Source organism: Micromonospora sp. WMMA1923, assembly GCF_049179195.1.
In the GTDB taxonomy this organism is placed as follows: Bacteria; Actinomycetota; Actinomycetes; order Mycobacteriales; family Micromonosporaceae; genus Micromonospora; species Micromonospora yangpuensis.
Genome location: NZ_JBMHLZ010000001.1, coordinates 1,048,185 through 1,067,912, shown reverse-complemented (window position 1 = coordinate 1,067,912; position 19,728 = coordinate 1,048,185). Strand labels below are relative to the sequence as shown.

21 protein-coding genes are annotated in these 19,728 nt (G+C 72.1%); 10 read left to right on the top strand and 11 right to left on the bottom strand.

Annotated elements, in window-relative coordinates:
- Positions 1-45: 45 nt before the first annotated feature.
- On the top strand, positions 46-1,524 hold the full coding sequence (locus ACN28G_RS04895; RefSeq protein WP_091435629.1) for an NAD-dependent malic enzyme: 1,479 nt from the start codon (positions 46-48) through the stop codon (positions 1,522-1,524).
- A gap of 59 nt (positions 1,525-1,583) precedes the next feature.
- Here ACN28G_RS04895 and dapF read toward each other — a convergent pair whose 3' ends face one another.
- The 4 genes from dapF to ACN28G_RS04875 are packed head-to-tail and all read right to left on the bottom strand — an operon-like array spanning position 1,584 to position 4,597.
- Positions 1,584-2,423, bottom strand: a complete 840-nt coding sequence (gene dapF, locus ACN28G_RS04890; RefSeq protein WP_091435628.1) for a diaminopimelate epimerase — start codon at positions 2,421-2,423, stop codon at positions 1,584-1,586.
- Between the two features lie 7 nt (positions 2,424-2,430).
- Entirely contained in the window at positions 2,431-3,384 is a 954-nt protein-coding gene (gene miaA, locus ACN28G_RS04885) for a tRNA (adenosine(37)-N6)-dimethylallyltransferase MiaA (protein ID WP_175440753.1), read from the bottom strand.
- The gene (locus ACN28G_RS04880; RefSeq protein WP_091435627.1) at positions 3,369-4,088 is read right to left on the bottom strand and encodes a class III extradiol dioxygenase subunit B-like domain-containing protein; all 720 of its coding nucleotides are present in this window, start codon (positions 4,086-4,088) and stop codon (positions 3,369-3,371) included. The genes miaA and ACN28G_RS04880 overlap by 16 nt, the downstream gene beginning before the upstream one ends.
- A 56-nt stretch (positions 4,089-4,144) precedes the next feature.
- Positions 4,145-4,597: a nuclear transport factor 2 family protein gene (locus ACN28G_RS04875; RefSeq protein WP_091435626.1), complete on the bottom strand. Its 453-nt coding sequence runs from the start codon at positions 4,595-4,597 to the stop codon at positions 4,145-4,147.
- A gap of 247 nt (positions 4,598-4,844) precedes the next feature.
- Between ACN28G_RS04875 and ACN28G_RS04870 the strand changes: the two genes are divergently transcribed.
- On the top strand, positions 4,845-6,053 hold the full coding sequence (locus ACN28G_RS04870) for a DUF349 domain-containing protein (RefSeq protein ID WP_091435625.1): 1,209 nt from the start codon (positions 4,845-4,847) through the stop codon (positions 6,051-6,053).
- An 80-nt stretch (positions 6,054-6,133) separates the two neighbouring features.
- Here the strand turns inward: ACN28G_RS04870 and miaB are convergent, their stop codons facing one another.
- A complete protein-coding gene (miaB, locus tag ACN28G_RS04865; RefSeq protein WP_421478519.1) occupies positions 6,134-7,612 on the bottom strand; it encodes a tRNA (N6-isopentenyl adenosine(37)-C2)-methylthiotransferase MiaB in 1,479 nt (492 codons plus the stop codon).
- A gap of 170 nt (positions 7,613-7,782) precedes the next feature.
- Between miaB and ACN28G_RS04860 the strand changes: the two genes are divergently transcribed.
- Complete coding sequence (locus ACN28G_RS04860; protein WP_091435623.1) at positions 7,783-7,989, top strand: DUF2277 family protein; 207 nt, start codon at positions 7,783-7,785, stop codon at positions 7,987-7,989.
- Positions 7,990-8,038: 49 nt separating this feature from the next.
- On the opposite strand, the gene ACN28G_RS04855 is transcribed toward ACN28G_RS04860, so the two are convergent.
- Together ACN28G_RS04855 and selD are read right to left on the bottom strand one after the other, a co-directional pair.
- Positions 8,039-8,518: a hypothetical protein gene (locus ACN28G_RS04855; RefSeq protein ID WP_091435622.1), complete on the bottom strand. Its 480-nt coding sequence runs from the start codon at positions 8,516-8,518 to the stop codon at positions 8,039-8,041.
- Positions 8,519-8,704: 186 nt separating this feature from the next.
- Complete coding sequence (gene selD, locus ACN28G_RS04850) at positions 8,705-9,694, bottom strand: selenide, water dikinase SelD (RefSeq protein WP_091435621.1); 990 nt, start codon at positions 9,692-9,694, stop codon at positions 8,705-8,707.
- 217 nt (positions 9,695-9,911) lie between these two features.
- Here selD and ACN28G_RS04845 point away from each other — a divergent pair, with 217 nt between their 5' ends.
- From ACN28G_RS04845 to ACN28G_RS04820, 6 genes are all read left to right on the top strand, one after another.
- Positions 9,912-10,667, top strand: coding sequence for an amino acid ABC transporter ATP-binding protein (locus ACN28G_RS04845; RefSeq protein ID WP_091435620.1), 756 nt, complete (start codon positions 9,912-9,914; stop codon positions 10,665-10,667).
- Positions 10,668-10,724: 57 nt separating this feature from the next.
- On the top strand, positions 10,725-11,603 hold the full coding sequence (locus ACN28G_RS04840) for a glutamate ABC transporter substrate-binding protein (RefSeq protein ID WP_091435619.1): 879 nt from the start codon (positions 10,725-10,727) through the stop codon (positions 11,601-11,603).
- A 41-nt stretch (positions 11,604-11,644) separates the two neighbouring features.
- Positions 11,645-12,352: an amino acid ABC transporter permease gene (locus ACN28G_RS04835; RefSeq protein WP_091435618.1), complete on the top strand. Its 708-nt coding sequence runs from the start codon at positions 11,645-11,647 to the stop codon at positions 12,350-12,352.
- Positions 12,349-13,314, top strand: coding sequence for an amino acid ABC transporter permease (locus ACN28G_RS04830; protein ID WP_421478517.1), 966 nt, complete (start codon positions 12,349-12,351; stop codon positions 13,312-13,314). The genes ACN28G_RS04835 and ACN28G_RS04830 overlap by 4 nt, the downstream gene beginning before the upstream one ends.
- Positions 13,315-13,649: 335 nt before the next feature.
- Positions 13,650-14,039, top strand: coding sequence for a hypothetical protein (locus ACN28G_RS04825; protein WP_421478516.1), 390 nt, complete (start codon positions 13,650-13,652; stop codon positions 14,037-14,039).
- Between the two features lie 288 nt (positions 14,040-14,327).
- Positions 14,328-14,981: a hypothetical protein gene (locus tag ACN28G_RS04820; protein WP_421478515.1), complete on the top strand. Its 654-nt coding sequence runs from the start codon at positions 14,328-14,330 to the stop codon at positions 14,979-14,981.
- Between the two features lie 156 nt (positions 14,982-15,137).
- Here ACN28G_RS04820 and rny read toward each other — a convergent pair whose 3' ends face one another.
- A complete protein-coding gene (gene rny / locus ACN28G_RS04815) occupies positions 15,138-16,904 on the bottom strand; it encodes a ribonuclease Y (protein WP_091435613.1) in 1,767 nt (588 codons plus the stop codon).
- A gap of 30 nt (positions 16,905-16,934) precedes the next feature.
- Between rny and ACN28G_RS04810 the strand changes: the two genes are divergently transcribed.
- Positions 16,935-17,150, top strand: coding sequence for a hypothetical protein (locus tag ACN28G_RS04810; RefSeq protein WP_091435612.1), 216 nt, complete (start codon positions 16,935-16,937; stop codon positions 17,148-17,150).
- A gap of 381 nt (positions 17,151-17,531) precedes the next feature.
- Here ACN28G_RS04810 and ACN28G_RS04805 read toward each other — a convergent pair whose 3' ends face one another.
- From ACN28G_RS04805 to ACN28G_RS04795, 3 genes are all read right to left on the bottom strand, one after another.
- Positions 17,532-18,287, bottom strand: a complete 756-nt coding sequence (locus tag ACN28G_RS04805) for a regulatory protein RecX (protein ID WP_091435611.1) — start codon at positions 18,285-18,287, stop codon at positions 17,532-17,534.
- Positions 18,288-18,294: 7 nt separating this feature from the next.
- Positions 18,295-19,341, bottom strand: coding sequence for a recombinase RecA (gene recA / locus ACN28G_RS04800; protein ID WP_091435610.1), 1,047 nt, complete (start codon positions 19,339-19,341; stop codon positions 18,295-18,297).
- A 184-nt stretch (positions 19,342-19,525) separates the two neighbouring features.
- The gene (locus ACN28G_RS04795; protein WP_091435609.1) at positions 19,526-19,726 is read right to left on the bottom strand and encodes a DUF3046 domain-containing protein; all 201 of its coding nucleotides are present in this window, start codon (positions 19,724-19,726) and stop codon (positions 19,526-19,528) included.
- Positions 19,727-19,728: the final 2 nt, after the last annotated feature.

Sequence of the window (19,728 nt, the reverse complement as noted above, 5' to 3'; positions counted from 1 at the left end):
TGCGAACATATGACCGGCCGATCAGCGTTGACGGAGGCAAATCCCGTGGCCATCACCCGACTTCCGAGTGCCGGGTTCTCGATCACCATCCGGATCGCGGTGACCGCGGACGCCTCTGCGATCGGCCGGTTGACCACCTGCGTCGGTGAGGCGGGGGCGATCGTCACCGCGCTCGACGTGGTCGACTCCGACCCGACCAACGTGATCGTCGACCTGACCTGTGACACCGCCGACGCCACCCACGCCGACCAGGTGGTCGGCGCGCTGACCGCGTTGGACGGGGTGGACGTCCGCAAGGTCTCCGACCGGACGTTCCTGCTGCACCTGGGCGGCAAGATCGAGGTGAGCCCGAAGGTCGCGCTGCGCAACCGGGACGAGCTGTCCCGGGCGTACACGCCGGGGGTGGCCCGGGTCTGCATGGCGATCGCGGAGAACCCGTCGGACGCCCGGCGGCTGACCATCAAGCGCAACACGGTCGCCGTGGTCAGCGACGGTTCGGCCGTGCTCGGCCTGGGCAACCTGGGGCCGGCCGCGTCGCTGCCGGTGATGGAGGGCAAGGCCGCGCTCTTCAAGCGCTTCGGTGGGGTGGACGCCTGGCCGGTGGTGCTGGACACCCAGGACACCGACGAGATCGTCTCGATCGTCAAGGCGATCGCGCCCGCGTACGGCGGGATCAACCTGGAGGACATCGCCGCGCCGCGGTGCTTCGAGATCGAGGCCCGGCTGCGGGAGGCGCTGGACATCCCGGTCTTCCACGACGACCAGCACGGCACGGCGATCTGCGTGCTGGCCGCGTTGACCAACGCGCTGCGGGTGGTGGGCAAGAAGCTCAGCGACGTCCGGGTGGTGGTCTCGGGCGCCGGCGCGGCCGGCACCGCGATCATGAAGCTGCTGCTGCGTCAGGGTGTGGGCGACATCATCGCGTACGACCGGCAGGGTGCCCTGCACCGTGGGCTGACCGGGCTCAACTCGGCCTGGCAGTGGCTGGCCGACAACACCAACGCCGGCAACTACGACGGCGACCTGGCCGGGGCGGTACGCGGCGCGGACGTCTTCATCGGGGTGAGCGCGCCGAACCTGCTCACCGGCGACGACATCGCCACGATGGCCGACGACGCGATCGTCTTCGCGCTGGCCAACCCCGACCCGGAGGTGGACCCCCGGGAGGCGCGCAAGCACGCCGCGGTGGTCGCCACCGGCCGGTCCGACCAGCCGAACCAGATCAACAACGTGCTCGCCTTCCCGGGCGTGTTCCGCGGCATGCTGGACGCGCACGCCGAGGAGTTCACCGAGGAGATGGCGATCGCCGCCGCTCGGGCCATCGCCGACGTGGTGGGCGCCGAGAAGATCAACCCGACGGTCATCGTGCCCAGCGTCTTCGACGCCCGGGTCGCCCCGGCGGTCGCGGCGGCGGTGCGCGCCGCCGCGCAGAACCCGGCCTCGGCGCCGACCGCCACCCCCGCCGCCGACTCCGGCCCCGCCGACCTGCCGGAGGTCGCCGCCAGCGCCTCCGCCACCCCCTGACCGCCCCGCTCCGCACGGACACCCGCCCGACCCCTTTCGACAGGTCGGGCGGTGTGCGGTCAGGGGCGGTGCGCGGTGAGGGTGCCGGTGGCGACCAGCACGGCCGGGCCGGCGAGCCAGCAGGAGTCCTCGGCGACGGTGACGGTGAGCCGGCCGCCGGGGACGTCGACGACGACCGTGCCGGTGTCCCGGCCGGCGTCGCGCAACGCCACCGCGCCGACCGCGCAGGCCCCGGTGCCGCAGGAGAGCGTCTCGGCCGAGCCGCGCTCGTAGACCCGCATCAGGACGTGCCCGTCGGCGTCTCCGACCGGCTCCGCCGGCGTGCTGAACTCGACGTTCACCCCGCTCGGGAAGACCGTGGCGTCGTACTCCGGCGCCCGGGTGAGGTCCAGCGCGGCGAGGTCGACGCCGGCGGGCAACGCGCAGACCAGGTGCGGGTTGCCCACGTCCACGGCCGTACCGGTCAGCCGTAGCCCGTCGAGGACGGCGGTGGAGCTGCCGGTGAGGGTGGGGCGGCGCATCTCGACCGCGATGGTCTCCGGCCCGACCCGGGCGCGCACGACGCCGGCCCGGGTGGCCACCGGCAGGATCCGGCCGGTCGGGGCGGCCAGCCCGGTCTCGGTCAGGTAGCGGACGAAGACCCGGGCCCCGTTGCCGCACATCTCGGCGAAGGAACCGTCGGCGTTCCAGTAGTCCATGAACCACTCGGCCTCGCCGGCCTGACCGGCCCCCTCGGGGTGTTTCGCCGCCCGGACCACCCGCAGCACGCCGTCCGCGCCGAGCCCGCGTCGCCGGTCGCAGAGCGCGGCGACCAGGTCGGCGGTCAGTTCCAGCCGGCCGTCCGGGTCGGGCAGGATGACGAAGTCGTTGCCGGTGCCGTGCCCCTTGGTGAACTCCACGGCCCCATCATCGCCCATGGTCGGCCACGACCCGCAGCGCATCGGCGACCAGGCTCGGCGACGCCGCGTCCAGCCAGGTGATCCGGGGGTCCCGACGGAACCAGGAGCGCTGCCGGCGCACGAAGCGGCGGGTCGCGCGCAGCGTGTCGTCGTACGCCTCGGTCTCGGTGGAGCCGCCGGCCAGGAAGCGCAGCACCTGCTGGTAGCCGAGCGCCCGGCTGGCGGTACGTCCCTCGGGCAGGCCCCGGCCGACCAGGTCCCGGGTCTCGGCGACCAGGCCGTCGGCCCACATCCGGTCGAGGCGTACCGCGAGCCGCTCGTCCAGGGCCGTGGTGTCCAGGTCCACCCCGAGCTGCACCGCCGGGTAGTAGGGCGTGGGCTCGGGCAGCGCGGCGGTGAAGGGCGCGCCGGTCAGCTCGATCACCTCCAGGGCCCGCACGATCCGCCGGCCGTTGCCGGGCAGGATGCTGGCGGCGGCCGCCGGATCGCTCGCCCGCAGCCGCTCGTACAGCGGCGCCGGGCCGACGGCGGCCAGCTCCGCCTCCAGCCGCTGGCGCAGCGCCGCGTCGGTGCCGGGGAACTCGAAGCGCTCCAGCACCGCGCGCACGTACAGGCCGGAGCCGCCGACCAGCAGCGGCACCCTCCCCCGGGCCAGGATGTCGTCGATCGCCGCGCGGGCCAGCCGTTGGTACTCGGCCACGCTGGCCGGCTCGGTGACCTCCCAGATGTCCAGCAGGTGGTGCGGCACCCCGTCCCGTTCGGCCGGGGTCAGCTTCGCGGTGCCGATGTCCAGGCCCCGGTAGAGCTGCATCGAGTCGGCGTTGACCACCTCGCCGCCGAGGGTGTGGGCCAGGGCGAGACTCAACGCGGACTTGCCGGCGCAGGTGGGCCCCACCACCGCCACCACCTGGCCGCCGGTCACGCCGGCTCCCACCTGGCCGCCGGTCACGCCGGCTCCCAGCTGGCCACGAGGTAGCCGACGCCGTAGGGCGCCGTGTGGTGGCGCAGCTCGCCACGCCAGGGCACGCCGGTGGCCCGGACCGCCCCGGCGAGCACCTGCCAGGGGGCCCGGCCGGCGGCCTTCAGCCGCGTCGACAGCGCCGGGTCCAGGTCGAGCAGGGCGTCGCTGTCCGCGCCGGCCAGGGCCGCGGCGACCCCTTCGTCGTACGGCTGGGCTCCCGGATCGTCGTAGCCGGGCGCGCCGGTGCCCCGGCAGGCGGTGCCGTCGCCCAGCACCAGCAGCGCGGTGCGGGGCTCGGCCCGGGCGGCCAGTTCCGCGCCGAGCGCGGCACACCGGTCGGGGGCGGCGTCGACGGCGACCGCCTCGGCGAAGCGGGGCAGCCCGGTGCGGGCCCGGTGCAGCAGCCAGGCCCCGATGGTCAGGCTCAGCGGCAGCCGCCCCCCACCGGCACAGTTGACCTTCCAGAGCTGGACGTACCGGTCGAGGCCGTACCCGCGCAGTGACCCGTAGTCGGCGGTGGAGAACCGGGTGGTCTCCGGTCCGCCACCGACCAGCAGGACCTGCTCCGGCGCGTGGTCGAGCAGGCCGGTGACGGCCGCGTCGCAGGCGGCCCGCAGGTCGGCCAGCTCCGGGGCGGCGGCACCGGCGAGCTCGGGTACGAGCAGCGGCGGGTGGGGACAGACGGCGGCGGCGACCAGGGGCACGAGGCCACCGTAGCGGCCCGGCGGCGGTGCGCGTGCCGGGCCCGGTGGTCGACGGTTCAGCCGGCGTGGTCGCCCCAGCCGCCCTGCACCATGGTCTGGAAGCGCCACTGGCCGTCCACCTTCACCAGCACGTCGGCGTAGCGCACCCGCTGCCGCTGGCCGTCGATGGTGAACTGGGCGTCGGTGAGCACCACCACCAGGCTGCCGGTGAGGAAGTGCGGGGTGCGGGTGGACTCCATCTGCAGGTCGGCCGGGCCGCCGAGCACACCGCCCATCATCTCCAGGTAGGCCGCCCGGTCGAGCTGCTGGGCGGAGGCCTGGCCGGCGGCGTCGTCGGTGACCGTGTTCAACGGGAACAGGGCCAGGTCCGCGGTGCCCGCCACGTCACCGGCGGCGGCGAGGGCGTCGTACCGGCGGAACCATTCGTCGATGGCGGCGAGGTCCTCGGGGCCGGGCACGAACCCGGCATCGGCCGGTGGGGTGCTGGTCCGGGGCTGGCTCTGGGTCATCTGGGTCCTCCTTCGGGCGCCACCGACGCGGCGCTGTCGTACATTGTACGGTAACGACGACGCGACGGACGACCGCCCGGATCGCCCCGAACCCCACCGTTCGGTAGGACACCGTATGGTCACGGTCGGCGATAGGCGCTCGACGCGGACCCGGGCAGACCTGTGACAATGCCGGAAGTAACTTGCTGCGCCGTGGCGGCGATCGCGGGTCCCGACCCGACGACGCCGGGAGAACGAGGATGGGCACATGAGCGACTGGACTGCCTTCGGACGGGTGGACGCGGACGGCACCGTTTACGTCAAGACGGCCGACGGTGAACGAGTGGTCGGATCCTGGCAGGCGGGGGCACCCGAGGAGGGTCTCGCCCACTTCGCCCGCCGCTTCGCCGACCTGGTGACCGAGGTCGACCTGACCGAGGCCCGGCTCAACTCGGGCGCCGCCGACGCCGGGCACTCGCTGACCACGATCCGCCGGATCCGCGGATCGCTCGCCGAGGCGCACGTCGTGGGCGACATCGACGCACTCGCCGCCCGCCTGGACAAGCTCGCCACGGTCGCCGAGGAGAAGGCCGGCGAGGCCCGGGCCGCCCGCGACGCCGCCCGGGTCGAGGCACTCGCCCGCAAGACCGCCCTGGTGGAGGAGGCCGAGCAGCTGGCCGCCGAGGCGACCGGGTGGAAGTCTGCCGGCGACCGTCTCAAGGAGATCCTCGACGAGTGGAAGTCGATCCGGGGCGTCGACAAAAAGACCGACGGCGAGCTGTGGAAGCGGTTCGCCACCGCCCGGGACGGCTTCACCCGGCGCCGGGGCGCCCACTTCGCCACCCTGGACTCCCAGCGCAAGCAGGCGCAGTCGGTCAAGGAGGAGCTGGTCGGCGAGGCCGAGAAGCTCAAGGAGTCCACCGACTGGGCGGCCACCGCCAACCAGCTCAAGGAGCTGATGGCACAGTGGAAGGCCGCGCCGCGCGCCTCCAAGGAGGCCGAGCAGAAGCTCTGGGAACGGTTCCGGGCCGCCCAGGACGAGTTCTTCACCCGCCGCAGCGAGGTCTTCTCGGCGCGCGACAACGAGCAGCGGGCCAACCTCGAACGCAAGCAGGCCCTGATCGCCGAGGCCGAGGCCCTGGACATCGACGGTGACCCCAAGGGCGCCCAGGCCCGGCTGCGCGACATCCAGGCCCAGTGGCACGAGGCGGGTCGGGTGCCCCGGGAGGCCGCCGCCGGCCTGGAACGGCGGATGCGGGCCATCGACGACAAGGTCCGCGAGGTGATGGACTCGGCGTGGCGGCGTACCACGCCGTCGGACAACCCGCTGCTGGCCCAGATGCGGGCGCAGGTCGCCGAGGCCGAGGAGCGCCTGACCCGGGCGCAGGCCGCCGGGGACGCCCGCCGGGTCAAGGAGGCCGAGCAGGCGCTGGCCTCGAAGCGCCAGTTCCTCCAGTTCGCCGAGCAGGCCAGCTGAGCAGAGGAGCCCTCGTCCCGGGCTGGGACGAGGGCTCCTTCGGTGGGCGCGGTGGTCCCGGCCCGTCAGGGCTCGGCCCGTCAGTGCGCGGCGCAGCCGGCGGTCGGTGCCGGCAGCTCGGCCGGCGGGCCCACCGCCGGCAGGCCCAGCAACACCCCGGGGGTACGCGGTACCCGCCCCGCCTCGGCGGCGTCGCCGGCCCGGGTACGCCGGTGCGACACCGGCTCGCCGTCGGCGTTGAGGTGGTGCGGGGCGGCGTAGGTGACGGTGGTGTGCACGATGTCGCCGGGCCGGACCTGCCCGGCCAGCGAACCCACGTCGAAGTGGACCAGGCGGCCGTCCCGGGCCCGGCCGGACATCCGTCCGGTCCGCTCGTCCTTGCGGCCCTCGCCGACGGCGACCAGCACCTCGACGGTCTGGCCGACCAGCTTCCGGTTCTCCGCCCAGGTGATCTCCTCGACGCAGGCGATCAGCCGCTCGTAGCGTTCCTGCACGACCTGCTTGGGCAGCTGACCGTCCATGGTCGCGGCCGGGGTGCCGGGGCGCTTGGAGTACTGGAAGGTGAACGCCGAGGAGAACCGGGCCGCCCGGACCACGTCGAGGGTGGCCTGGAAGTCGGCCTCGGTCTCGCCGGGGAACCCGACGATGATGTCGGTGGTGATCGCCGCGTCCGGCATCGCCGCCCGGACCCGGTCGATGATGCCCAGGTACCGCTCCGACCGGTACGACCGGCGCATCGCCCGCAGCACGGCGTCGGAGCCGGACTGCAACGGCATGTGCAACGAGTGGCAGACGTTCGGGGTCGCGGCCATCGCGGCGATCACGTCGTCGGTGAAGTCCTTCGGGTGCGGGCTGGTGAACCGGACCCGCTCCAGCCCGTCGATCTCACCGGTCGCCCGCAGCAGCTTGCCGAAGGCGTACCGGTCGCCGAACTCCACGCCGTAGGAGTTGACGTTCTGGCCGAGCAGGGTCACCTCCAGCACACCGGTGTCGACCAGGGCGCGCACCTCGGCCAGGATGTCGCCGGGGCGGCGGTCCTTCTCCTTGCCGCGCAGCGCCGGCACGATGCAGAAGGTGCAGGTGTTGTTGCAGCCCACCGAGATCGACACCCAGCCGGCGTAGGTCGACTCGCGCCGGGTCGGCAGGGTCGACGGGAAGACGTCAAGCGACTCCAGGATCTCCACCTCGGCGGCGGCGTTGTGCCGGGCCCGCTCCAGCAGCACCGGCAGCGACCCGATGTTGTGCGTGCCGAAGACCACGTCCACCCAGGGTGCCTTGCGGACGATCTCGCCGCGGTCCTTCTGGGCCAGGCAGCCACCCACGGCGATCTGCATCCCGGGCTTGCGGGTCTTGACCGGGCGCAGGTGGCCGAGGTTGCCGTAGAGCCGGTTGTCGGCGTTCTCGCGCACCGCGCAGGTGTTGAAGACCAGCACGTCCGGGTGCTCGTCCCCGGTGCCCATCCGCACGTAGCCGGCCTGCTCCAGCAGGCCGGAGATGCGTTCGGAGTCGTGCACGTTCATCTGGCAGCCGTACGTCACGACGTTGTAGGTCTTCGCCACCTCGGTAGCGCCCCTTTCCCTCGGGCTACCAGGGTAGCGGCCCGCCCGGCCGCCGCCCGCGCCCGGCGGCGCACCGGGTGCGCAGGTGGGCGTCGACTACCCTCACTGTCGGTGCCGGGTCGCGCCACCGCAGGTGTCGGCCGGGTTCGGCACGAGGCGAGGAGGAGACCGTGTGCCGCAGCATCAAGACCCTGCGTGAGCCGTACACGCCGGAGGTGACCCCGGCGGACGTCGACGCCGCCGCCCTGCAGTACGTCCGCAAGATCTCCGGTTTCCGGGCCCCCGCCGCCCACAACGCCGCCGCCTTCGACGCGGCGGTCGCCGCGGTCGCCGCCGCCACCCGCACCCTCCTGGCCGACCTGGTGGTCCGCCGGTAGGGGCGGCGCCCCCTGACCAAGGCGGCCGGGGGGCACCTGCCGGCGGGGGTCAGGCGGCGGCGGGAGCGGGGCGCACCGAGTCGGGGGTCCAGCGTGAGCGGTGGCACCGGGACCAGCCCCGGCAGCCCGGGTCGGCCTCGGTGCAGAGGCGCTGGCCGCGCAGCACCTCGCCGTCGTCGGTCTCGGTCAGCTCGAAGTGCACCGGGCGGATCGTGCCGTCCGGCGCGACGAGCAGGTGCCGCCCGGCGTCCAGGGTGTCGTCGCGCAGCAGGCAGTTGCGGCCCAGCAGCCGGGCCAGGGCGGCGATGCAGGTCTGCTCGGAGAGCTGCTCGGGCACCCCGTAGCAGTCCACGATGGTGCCGAACTCACCCGGCGCCTCCCAGACGTCGCAGATCACCGCGTACGTGGGCAGCCGGGCCGGATCCGCCACCGCCAACGGCATCACCACCCGGCCGAGCGCCTCGGCCAACGCCGGATAGACCTCCACCGGGCGGACCCGCTCGATTCTCCAGTTCCACAGCTCGGTCATGCCACCTCCTCGCTGTGCTCGTCCCCACCGGCCTCCGGATCGGGCCTTACTGACGATGGTGCGCGGCATTTCACCCGAACCGGGGGCAAGTTACCGGTCTGTGACCATTATGGGCAAAATTTCCATCGGAGCCCTTCCAGTGAGTGACCGGAAGATGACAGTTTATCGGCTCCGGTGGCGTGCGGCTCAGCGCAGCACCAGCAGGTGTTCGCCGCGGGGCAGCAGCTCGCCCACCACGGGTGCGCCGGGCAGTTCCCCGGCGACCAGCAGCCCGCCCGAGGTCTGGGCGTCGGCCAGCAGCAGCCGCTGGGCCTCGTCGGTCGGCCCCACGTCGGTCCAGGGGGTCACCCACTCCAGGTTGCGCCGGGTGCCGCCGCTGACGTACCCGTCACGCAGCGCCTCGGCCGCCCCGGACAGGTACGGCACCCGGGCCACGTCGATGGCGACCGTCAGCCGGCTGGCCCGGGCCAGCTTCGCGGCGTGCCCCAACAGCCCGAAACCGGTCACGTCGGTGCCGCAGCGGATCCCGGCGTCCACCGCCGCCCGCGCCGCGTCCCGGTTCAGGGTGCTCATCGTGGCGACCGCCTCCGGGAAGACCTCACCGGTGGCCTTGTGCCGGGTGTTGAGCACCCCCACCCCGAGCGGCTTGGTCAACGACAGCGGCACCCCCGCCCGCCCGGCGTCCAGGGTGATCAGCTCCTCGGGGCGGACCGTCCCGGTCACCGCCAGGCCGTACTTGGGTCCGTCGTCGTCGACGCTGTGCCCGCCGGCCAGGTGGCAACCGGCCAGCCGGGCCACGTCCTGCCCGCCGCGCAGCACCTCGGCGGCCAGCTCCACCGGCAGCAGCTCACGCGGCCAGCAGAGCAGGTTGAGCGCGAGCAGCGGGGTGCCGCCCATCGCGTAGACGTCCGACAGCGCGTTCGCCGCGGCGATCCGTCCCCAGTCGTACGGATCGTCCACCACCGGGGTGAAGAAGTCGGCGGTGCTGACCAGGCCGGTGCGTGCGTCGAGGCGGACCACCGCCGCGTCGTCGCCGTGGTCCAGGCCGACCAGCAGTTCGGCGGTGCCGCTGGGCGGGCCGAGACCGGCCACCATCGCCTCCAGCTCTCCGGGAGGGATCTTGCAGGCGCAGCCGCCGCCGCGGGCGTACCGGGTCAGTCGTACCGGTTCGGTCATCCGGCCATGATCTCCCCGGCCGGGTGTCCCTCGCCACCGAAAGGCCTTACGGCGGCCCGGAACCGGCCCTTCGGCGACGGTAATTCGGATTCCCGACACGGTTACGGACCGGTGTTACACCCTCGTGACCATCTGAGTTGCGTTGCGCCACGTCACCCCGCCTACAGTTGCCGCACCGGGGGTTCATCCGACCCCGGATCGGCGTGACGACAGGACGGTGAACGACGTGACGACGGGCGAACCGCTCATCGTGCTGGACGGGGTCAACAAGCACTTCGGGCCGCTGCACGTGCTGCAGGACGTCGCGCTCTCGGTCGGCCGGGGCGAGGTGGTGGTCGTGATCGGCCCCTCCGGCTCCGGCAAGTCGACCCTGTGCCGGGCGATCAACCGGCTGGAGCCGATCGACTCGGGCACCATCACCTTCGACGGGCAGCCGCTGCCCGCCGAGGGCAAGGCGCTGGCGAAACTGCGCAGCGAGGTCGGCATGGTCTTCCAGTCGTTCAACCTCTTCGCGCACAAGACCATCCTGGAGAACGTCACCCTCGGTCCGATCAAGGTCCGCAAGGAGAAGCCGGCCGCCGCCCGCGAGCGGGGTCTGGCCCTTCTCGACCGGGTAGGCATCGCCAACCAGGCCGACAAGTTCCCCGCCCAGCTCTCCGGTGGCCAGCAGCAGCGGGCGGCGATCGCCCGGGCGTTGGCCATGCAGCCCAAGGCGATGCTCTTCGACGAGCCGACCAGCGCGCTGGACCCGGAGATGGTCGGCGAGGTGCTGGACGTGATGACCTCGCTGGCCCGGGAGGGCATGACCATGGTCGTGGTCACCCACGAGATGGGCTTCGCCCGGCACGCGGCGAACCGGGTCATCTTCATGGCCGACGGCCGGCTCGTAGAGGACGCCGAGCCGAACGAGTTCTTCGCCAACCCCCGCAGCGAGCGGGCCAAGGACTTCCTGTCGAAGATCCTGACGCACTAGTTGTGTCTGTTGTGGAGCGCGCCGCCCCCGGTGGGCTCTGTCGAGAAGGAGAAGTGTATGCGTATCAAGCGCGTTGCGGCGCTCGCGGCGGCAGCCACCCTGGCGCTGGGAATGGCCGCATGTGGCGGCGACGATGCCGAGGAGGGTACCGGCGCGGGCAGCAAGTCGTTCGCCGCCGGTAGCACGATGGAGCGGCTGAACAAGGCCCAGGCCATCAAGATCGGCACCAAGTTCGACCAGCCCGGCTTCGGTCAGAAGGGCCTCTCCGGTGACCCGGAGGGCTTCGACGTCGAGGTTGCGAAGATCATCGTCAAGGAACTCGGCATCCCCGAGGACAAGATCGAGTGGGTCGAGGCCCCCTCCAAGGTCCGCGAGGACGTGATCGTCAACGGCACCGTCGACCTGGTCGCGGCGACGTACACGATCAACGACACCCGCAAGGAGCGCATCGCCTTCGCTGGGCCGTACTACGAGGCCGGCCAGAACATCATGGTCAAGAAGGGCGACACCTCGATCACCGGCCCGGACTCCTTCAAGGACGGCGCCAAGAAGGTCTGCTCGGTCACCGGCTCCACGCCGGCCGAGGAGATCAAGAAGTACGTCAAGGACGTCGGCTCGCAGCTGGTGCTCTTCGACACCTACGACAAGTGCCGCGACGCCCTCACCGGCGGCCAGGTCGACGCCGTCACCACCGACAACGTCATCCTGCTCGGCTACATCGCCAAGGACGAGAACGCCTTCCAGCTCGCCGGCGAAAACTTCACCAAGGAGCCGTACGGCATCGGGGTGAAGAAGGAGGACACCGACTTCCGTGCCTTCATCAACGACACGCTGGAGAAGGCGTACGGCGACGGCAGCTGGAAGAAGGCCTGGGACGACACCGCCGGCAAGTTCGGCGCCGAGCTGGGCGAAGCCCCGGCCGTGAACCGCTACTGATCTGATCCGTTGGTCTGGAGGGTGGGGAGGAAGTCCGGCCCGTGAATGTGCTCATCGACAGGTTCGACGTCTTCGCGGGTGGTTTCTGGCTCACCCTCCAGATCTGCGTACTCGCCGCGGTCGGTGCCCTGGTTCTGGGTGCCGTCCTGGCGATCCTGCGGATCTCCCCGGTGCCACCACTGCGGGCGGTCGGCACCGCCTACGTCAACATCTTCCGGAACCTGCCCCTGACCGTCGTGTGGTTCTTCGCCGCCTTCGGCCTGCCGGCACTCGGTTCCAACGCGGACTTCCTCCGCATCCCGCTGCTGGACTCGCTGTTCAGCCGACTCGGCACGGACCTGCCGTACTTCCGGTTCGCGCTGGTCGCGCTGGTGCTCTACACCGCCGCGTTCGTCTGTGAGGCGCTGCGCTCGGGCGTCAACGCCGTGCCCGCCGGGCAGGCCGAGGCCGCCCGGTCGCTCGGCCTCACCTTCGGCCAGAACCTGCGGTACGTCGTCCTGCCGCAGTCCTGGAAGGCCTCGATCGTGCCGCTCGGCTCGGTCATCATCGCCATGATCAAGAACTCGGCGCTGGCCGGCTTCTTCGGCGTCGTCGGTGACCTGTCCCAGTCGGCCGACCAGCTCACCTCCGCCGAGGGCCAGGCCTTCATCCCGGTGGCCATCGGCATCTCGATCGGATACCTGATCATGACCGTGCCGCTCGGCGCCCTGCTCGACCGGATCGAGAAGCGACAGGCGGTGGCCCGATGAGTCAGCAGAGCGTCCTGTACGACGTACCCGGCCCCCGCCAGCGCCGGCTCACCCTGATCGGCAGCGTCGTGGCCACCGTGCTGCTGCTGGCCGTCGCGTACCTCCTGATCTACCGCCCGCTGGACGACAAGGGCCAGTTCTCGATGGAGCTGTGGGGGCCGCTGATCGACCCCTCCAACGAGAACTTCTCCCAGGTCTGGGACCGGATCGGGGTCGGCTTCAAGAACACCCTGACCGCCGCGGCACTGGCCATCGTCGCCTCCCTGGTCGTCGGCACCGCCCTGGCGGTCCTGCGGATCCAACTCAAGAGCCTGGCCGCCCGACGGTTCACCGGCTTCGCCCAGCCCGTCTCCTACCTGCTGCGCGGGCTGAGCCTGCTGCTGTCGGCGATCACCCGGATCTGTGTGGAGGTGTTCCGGGGCCTGCCGGTGGTGCTCACCATCTTCTTCGTCGCCCGCGGCTTCCCCGAGTTCGGCATCTCGCTGAGCACCCTGACGTACCTGGTCATCGGCCTGACCATCTACAACTCGGTGGTCATCGCCGAGATCCTGCGCTCCGGCATGGAGGGTCTGCCCGGCGGCCAGCGCGAGGCCGCCGCGGCGGTCGGCCTGTCGCCGCTGCAGACCACCCGGCTGATCCTGCTGCCGCAGGCGTTCCGGATCATGCTGCCGGCGCTGATCAGCCAGCTCGTGGTGGTGCTCAAGGACACCTCGCTGGGCTTCATCATCAGCTTCGAGGAGACCCTGAACATCGGCAAGCAGATCATCGGTGTGCTGGACAACCCGATCCAGGTCTACGTCGTCATCGGCGTGCTGTTCATCGTGGTCAACTACTCGCTGTCCAAGCTGGCCCAGTACGTCCAACACCGACTCGCCCGGGGCCGTCGGACCGCCGACACCCCGGACGCGGCACCGCCGCCCGCCCTCGCCGCCGCCGCCCTCGGCCAGGACTCCAAGACCTAGGACGGTGTACGGCCCGACGCCGGCGTCGGACTCAACGTCAACAGGGGCCGTGCCTGCCGAGTAGTCGGCGGGCACGGCCCCTGATCTGTTGCTCGGTACGGCCGTCCAGCTCCCGGCGTCGACGGTTGTCGCCGGCCGGCCGAGCGGCGGACACTGTCGACCTCCTCGGCCGACCCGCCGCAGCCCCACGGCGGTTAGTCTCAGGCCCGCACCCCGGGCGGTGCGGGCGGCGGCGAGCCGTGGTGCCCGCGTCACGTCCGTCGCCCCGACCGTGGTGTGTCACCTGTCGAGCCTGCGGTGACCGGTGGAGCCGGGGCGACGACAGGAGGCACAGCATGGTGATCGCGGGCGGCCCGCAGGGCGTCGCGAATCGGGCGGCGCAGCCCCGCCGGGGCGGTACGGCGGCCACGGTCGGCGCCATCCTGGCCACGGTGCTGCTGGTGGTGGTCGCCCTCGTCGTGGCCCTGGTGGCGATGTTCCTCCCGATGGCTGCCGCCGGCTGCGGCGCGTCGGGCACCGAGGGGCTGCTGGTCTGCAACGCGTTCGGCCACCTCGTGATGCTCGGCGCCCCCTTCGGCGGAGCCGTGCTCGGGGTGCTGCTGGCGCTGGTCGGCTTCCTGCCGTTCCCGCTCCGGCACCGCCGGGCCATCTTCATCGGCGCCGGCTACCTCGTCGTCCTCGGTGGCCTCGGGCTCGCCTTCCTCGTCGCCTTCAGCGGCTGGTGACGCCAGCGCCGCTGACAAGTGGCCCCGCGGCTTTGGGGAGATCTGTGGTCGCCCTGGAGACCACAGATCTCCCCAAAGCCATCGGCCGCACGTCCGACAGGTGAGTCACGGTGGGTGGGTGGGTGGGTCACGGTGGGTGGGTGGGCTGCCGGTACCTGTTGGCTACCTCCGCCAGCGCTCCACCGACCACCTTGCGCGACCTCAACGGAAGAATGTGGGGTCCCGAGCCGATCCGTGCCGCGCTCTCCGCCGTACCCATCGTCGGGTATCCGAACAGAGGAGCGAGGCATGCACGGGCGAGGCGGAACGACCGGTCGGACGCGAAAGGTCCTGCTGGGTGCGGCGGCGGCCACCCTGCTCGGCGGCGCGTTGGTCGCCGGCACGGGGCTGGGCAACGCCGGCGAGAACTGCGCCGGCCTGGACACCGCGCTGCGCAACAACCTGACCTTCATCGCCGACCAGCGGGCCAACCCGGACGCCCTCTCCGCCGACCGGATCGCCAACCGGCAGGCAGTGGTGGACCTGCTCCAACAGCGCCGCGCCACCGCCGGCTGCACCGCCGAGGTCCGGGTGGACGCCCCGACGGCCCCACCGGCGGCGACCCCGCCCGCGGCAGCTCCGCCAGCGGCCGCCCCCGGTCAGCAGCCCCCGGCCGAGACCGGCGGCGGGGACGCCGGCGACGGGACCGGGGCCGGCGAGGTGGTCTGCGCGGGCTCCACCGTCACCCTGTTCAACGAGGCGGCCGGGCCGGCCGCGTCCAGCGGCACCTTCCCGGTCGGCACCCGGCTCAAGGTGACCAACCTGGACAACGGCAAGAGCATCACGGTGACCGTGACCAGCCCGTCGGGCAGCTGCGTGCTGCTCAACGACGCGGCGTACGAGCAGGTCCGGGAGGCGGGCAAGTTCGTCATCCGGCGGGCCGTGGTCGAACGGGTCGGCTGACCCGTACCCGCCCCGCGCCGGTTCGTCGGTCAGCTGGACGGCAGGAAGGGCTGCCCCGTCAGGGGGACAGCCCTTCGTCGTCTCACCAGCCCGTCGCGTTGCTCCTACTCGGGCTCCCCCTCCCGCTCGGGCTCCGGCTCGGGCTCGGGTTGCGGCTCAGCGGGCGATCTCGGTGACCCGGGACTCGCGGACCACCGTCACCCGGATCTGACCCGGGTAGGTCAGCTCCTCCTCGATCTGCTTGGCCACGTCGCGGGCCAGCACCGCCGCACCGATGTCGTCGACGTCGTCCGGCTTGACCATCACCCGGATCTCCCGGCCCGCCTGCATGGCGAAGACCTTCTCCACCCCGAGCTTGCCGGCCGCGATCTCCTCGATCCGCTCCAACCGGTTGACGTACGCCTCCAGACTCTCCCGCCGCGCTCCGGGCCGGCCACCCGAGCAGGCGTCCGAGGCCTGGGTGAGCACCGCCTCGATGGTCTGCGGCTGCACCTCGTTGTGATGCGCTTCGATAGCGTGCACGACGTCCTCGGTCTCGCCGTACTTTCGGGCCAGATCGGCGCCGATGATGGCGTGGCTGCCCTCCACCTCGTGGGTGAGCGCCTTGCCGATGTCGTGCAGGAACGCGCACCGCTTGATCGTCGGTATGTCCAACCGCAGCTCGGCGGCCATGATCCCGGCGATGTGCGCGGTCTCCACCAGATGCTTGAGCACGTTCTGCCCGTACGACGTCCGGTAGCGCAGCCGACCGAGCAGGGCGACCAGCTCGGGATGGATCTCGGTGATGCCCACCTCGACCAGGGCGTCCTCGGCGGCCCGTTGGCAGAGCTGGTCCACCTCGTGCCGGGCCAGGTCGTGGACCTCCTCGATCCGGTGCGGATGGATCCGACCGTCCAGCACCAGCTTCTCCAGGGTGAGGCGGCCGACCTCGCGACGGACCGGGTCGAAGCAGGAGAGCAGCACCGCCTCGGGAGTGTCGTCGATGATCAGGTTGACCCCGGTGACCGACTCGAAGGCGCGGATGTTGCGCCCCTCCCGGCCGATGATCCGCCCCTTCATCTCGTCACCGGGCAGGTGCAGCACACTGACCACGCTCTCCGCGGTCTGCTCGCTGGCCACCCGCTGGATCGCGTCGACCACGATATGCCGGGCCCGGTGTTCGGCGGTGCCCCGGGCCTCGGACTCGATCTCCCGGACCAGGATCGCCGCCTCCCGCTTGGCCTGGGTCTCGATCACCTCGACCAGTTCGGTACGGGCCGCCTCGGCGGTGAGGCCGGCGATCCGCTCCAACTCCCGGCGGCGCTGCTCCTCGGCCTCGGCCAGCGCCTCCTCCCGCTGCGCCAGCGCCGACTCGCGCGCCGCCAACGCCGCACTGGCCGCGGTGAGCTGCCGCTCCCGCTCGGCGAGCCGCTCCACCTCCTCGGTGTGCATCCGCTCCCGCTCGTCCATCCTGGCGGCCCGCCGCTCCACCTCGGCGGCCTGCTCGCGGGTGGTGGAGGCCAGGACCGCCACCTCCCGCTCCCCGCTGCGCCGGGCGGTCGAGCGCAACTGCTCGGCGTCGGCCTCGGCCTGCTTGTGGGCCCGTTCCAGGACGGTGTCGGCCTCCACCCGGGCGGCGTCGAGCACCCGCCGCGCCTCGGCCCGGGCCGCCTTCGCCTCCGCCTTGGCCGCTGCCGCCTCGGCCCGGGACGCGGCAGCCGCCGACTTCGCCACGTCGATGGTGCTGTTGGCCTCGTCGGCGGCGCTGCGCAGCGCCGCCAGGGACTGCTCCTGGCGGTCCTTCTCGGCGATGAACGCCGGATCCTCCGGAGCCGGTGCCGCCGTGAAGCCCCGCAACAGCCGGGCCCCGAAGATCACTGCGCCGACCACGACCAGCGTCAGGAGCACCACCGACGCGAGGATCACCACGTCGAAGGCGCTCATGCCGCCCCCGCGGGCCTGTGCCGCACCACCATGGCCGCCGCCTCCCCTGAACACGTCTACGCCACCGGTGGCGTGCCGGGTGGGCACGCCCCCTGCGGCCTCCTGGACGCCCGACCGGAGCGGCTGGCCTTGGGTAGCTTCTCGTGGTCGACGGTGTCCGGGGACAGCGCCGACGGCGGGATGCGGTTGTCACGTCAGCACCGATCCGGCCTGGTCGGCTACGCCGTCCAGCACCGAGAGAGCTGACCCAAATGATGCTGTTCTGTTATGCGTTCTATGTTGTGCACGTAGCCTGCATGGTCGGGCAATGTGAGCCTGTATGGCGAGGCTAGGTCTCCGAGGGCCTTCCGGTCAAGGAGTCATGATCAAACCCCCCGAACGGAGAGAAGTTGAAAAGTGACTCTCCGCTGATCGACGATCCGGACATGGGCAGACATAACTAACCCTACCCACCGGTCACATCGGCCCGATCGGCTCCGAGCGTAGTCATCGCCGTCACCCGCGGCACCTGACCCGACTCGCCGGACAGTGCTCCGGCTCGCCCTCCACAGCGGCCAGCGCGTCGGCTCCGCGATCCGGCCTGCCCTCGGCGTCGGCTCAGCGATCCGGCTCGCCCTCGGCGTCGGCTCAGCGATCCGGCTCGCCCTCGGCGTCGGCCAGGGCATCGGCGTCTATCCGGTCGGCGAACTCGGCCGCCTCCGCGCTCTGCTCGGCGAGGGCATCCTTCACCGCACGGATCGCCACGCCGGCGGGATAGCCCTTGCGGGCCAGCATGCCGACCAGCCGACGGAAGACCGCGTCCGGCTCGCCCCGGGCGGTCCGCAGCTTCCGGTCGACCAGCGCGCGGGCCGTCTCGGCCTCGGTCTCCTCGTCCAGCTCCTCCAGCGCCTCGCTCGCGGTGTCGCCGTCTACGCCACGCTGGCGCAGCTCGTTGGCGAGCGCCCGGCGAGCCAGCCCCCGGCCGGTGTGCCGGCTCGACACCCAGGCGCGGGCGAAGGCGGCGTCGTCGATGATGCCCACCTCGTCGTACCGGTCGAGCACCTCGGCGGCGACCTCCTCGGAGATCCCCCGCCGGGCCAACGCCCCGGCCAGCTCCGCCCGGGTACGCGGCCGAACCGCGAGCTGACGCAGGCAGATCTCCCGGGCCACCTCCGACTCGGGCCGGGGCGGCCCCGACCCACCGCCGCTGCGCCGGTCATCGCCCGGCTGACCGTTGCCTGCCTCGGGGCTGCTGCCCGCCTCGGCGCGGCCCCGTCGAGCCCGACGCTGCCGGGGACCGGCCGCCCCGCTCAGCTGAGGGTCGACGGCCTCATCGGTGGCCTCACCCGTACGGGGCGGGCTGGCATCCCAGCCCCGCCCCGTACGGGCGCGTCGTCCCGCCACCCGCCGATCAGAAGTCGACCGGCGGCAGCTCCGGGCCACCGGCGGCGTCACCCGCGCCGACGCCGACGCCGAGCTTCTCCAGGATCTTCTTCTCGATCTCGGCGGCCACGTCCGGGTTCTCCTTCATGAACTCCCGGGCCTTCTCCTTGCCCTGCCCGAGCTGGTCGCCGTCGTAGGTGTACCAGGCACCGGACTTGCGGATGATCGCCTGCTCCACGCCGACGTCGATCAGCGAGCCCTCACGGGAGATGCCCTTGCCGTACATGATGTCGAACTCGGCCTGCTTGAACGGCGCGGCGACCTTGTTCTTCACGACCTTGACCCGGGTCCGGTTGCCGACCACGTCGGTGCCGTCCTTGAGGCTCTCGATCCGGCGCACGTCGAGCCGGACCGAGGCGTAGAACTTCAACGCCCGCCCACCGGTGGTGGTCTCCGGGCTGCCGAACATGACCCCGATCTTTTCGCGGAGCTGGTTGATGAAGATCGCGGTGGTGCCGGTGTTGCTGAGCACGCCGGTGATCTTCCGCAGCGCCTGGCTCATCAGCCGGGCCTGGAGGCCGACGTGGCTGTCGCCCATCTCGCCCTCGATCTCGGCGCGCGGCACCAGGGCCGCCACCGAGTCGATCACGATGATGTCGAGCGCGCCGGAGCGGATCAGCATGTCCGCGATCTCCAGCGCCTGCTCGCCGGTGTCCGGCTGGGAGACCAGCATCGCGTCGGTGTCGACGCCGAGGGCCCTGGCGTACTCCGGGTCGAGCGCGTGCTCGGCGTCGATGAAGGCGGCGATGCCGCCGGCCCGCTGGGCGTTGGCCACCGCGTGCAGCGCCACCGTGGTCTTACCGCTGGACTCCGGGCCGTAGACCTCGACGACCCGGCCCCGGGGCAGACCGCCCACGCCGAGCGCCACGTCAAGGGCGATGGACCCGGTCGGGATGACCGCGGTCTGGACGACCGGCCGCTCCCCCAGCCGCATCACCGAGCCCTTGCCGAACTGTTTGTCGATCTGAGCGAGAGCAAGGTCGAGTGCCTTCTCCCGGTCAGGCCCTGCTGCCATGGTTGCCACCCCTGCCTTCGCCGGCGTCTTTCCTGAGCTTCGCGTCACGCGGACACGCTAGGCGCTGGGTCCGACAGAAAACCAGCCGACGGGCCGCGAGCTGTGGACGAGCACCCAGCTGTGGACAATAGCCGAACAGGTGTACGACTCGGCAAGCGACACGCGGAGCGAGGAAAAGCGCTGCTCAGCGTAGTCGGGCAGGCACCCGGTCCGGGTACGCGGCGCAGACCGCGCGCCACACGACGTGGGTCTGCTCACCCGCGGCGAGGGCCTGTTCGACGGTGCGCCCACCGAGCTGCGACAGCACCTGGTCGGCGGCGATGCTGGGCGCGTACCCCGGGCCGAAGGCCTCCTCCAGCCGGTCCCAGAAGTCGGTCAGCCGCACGG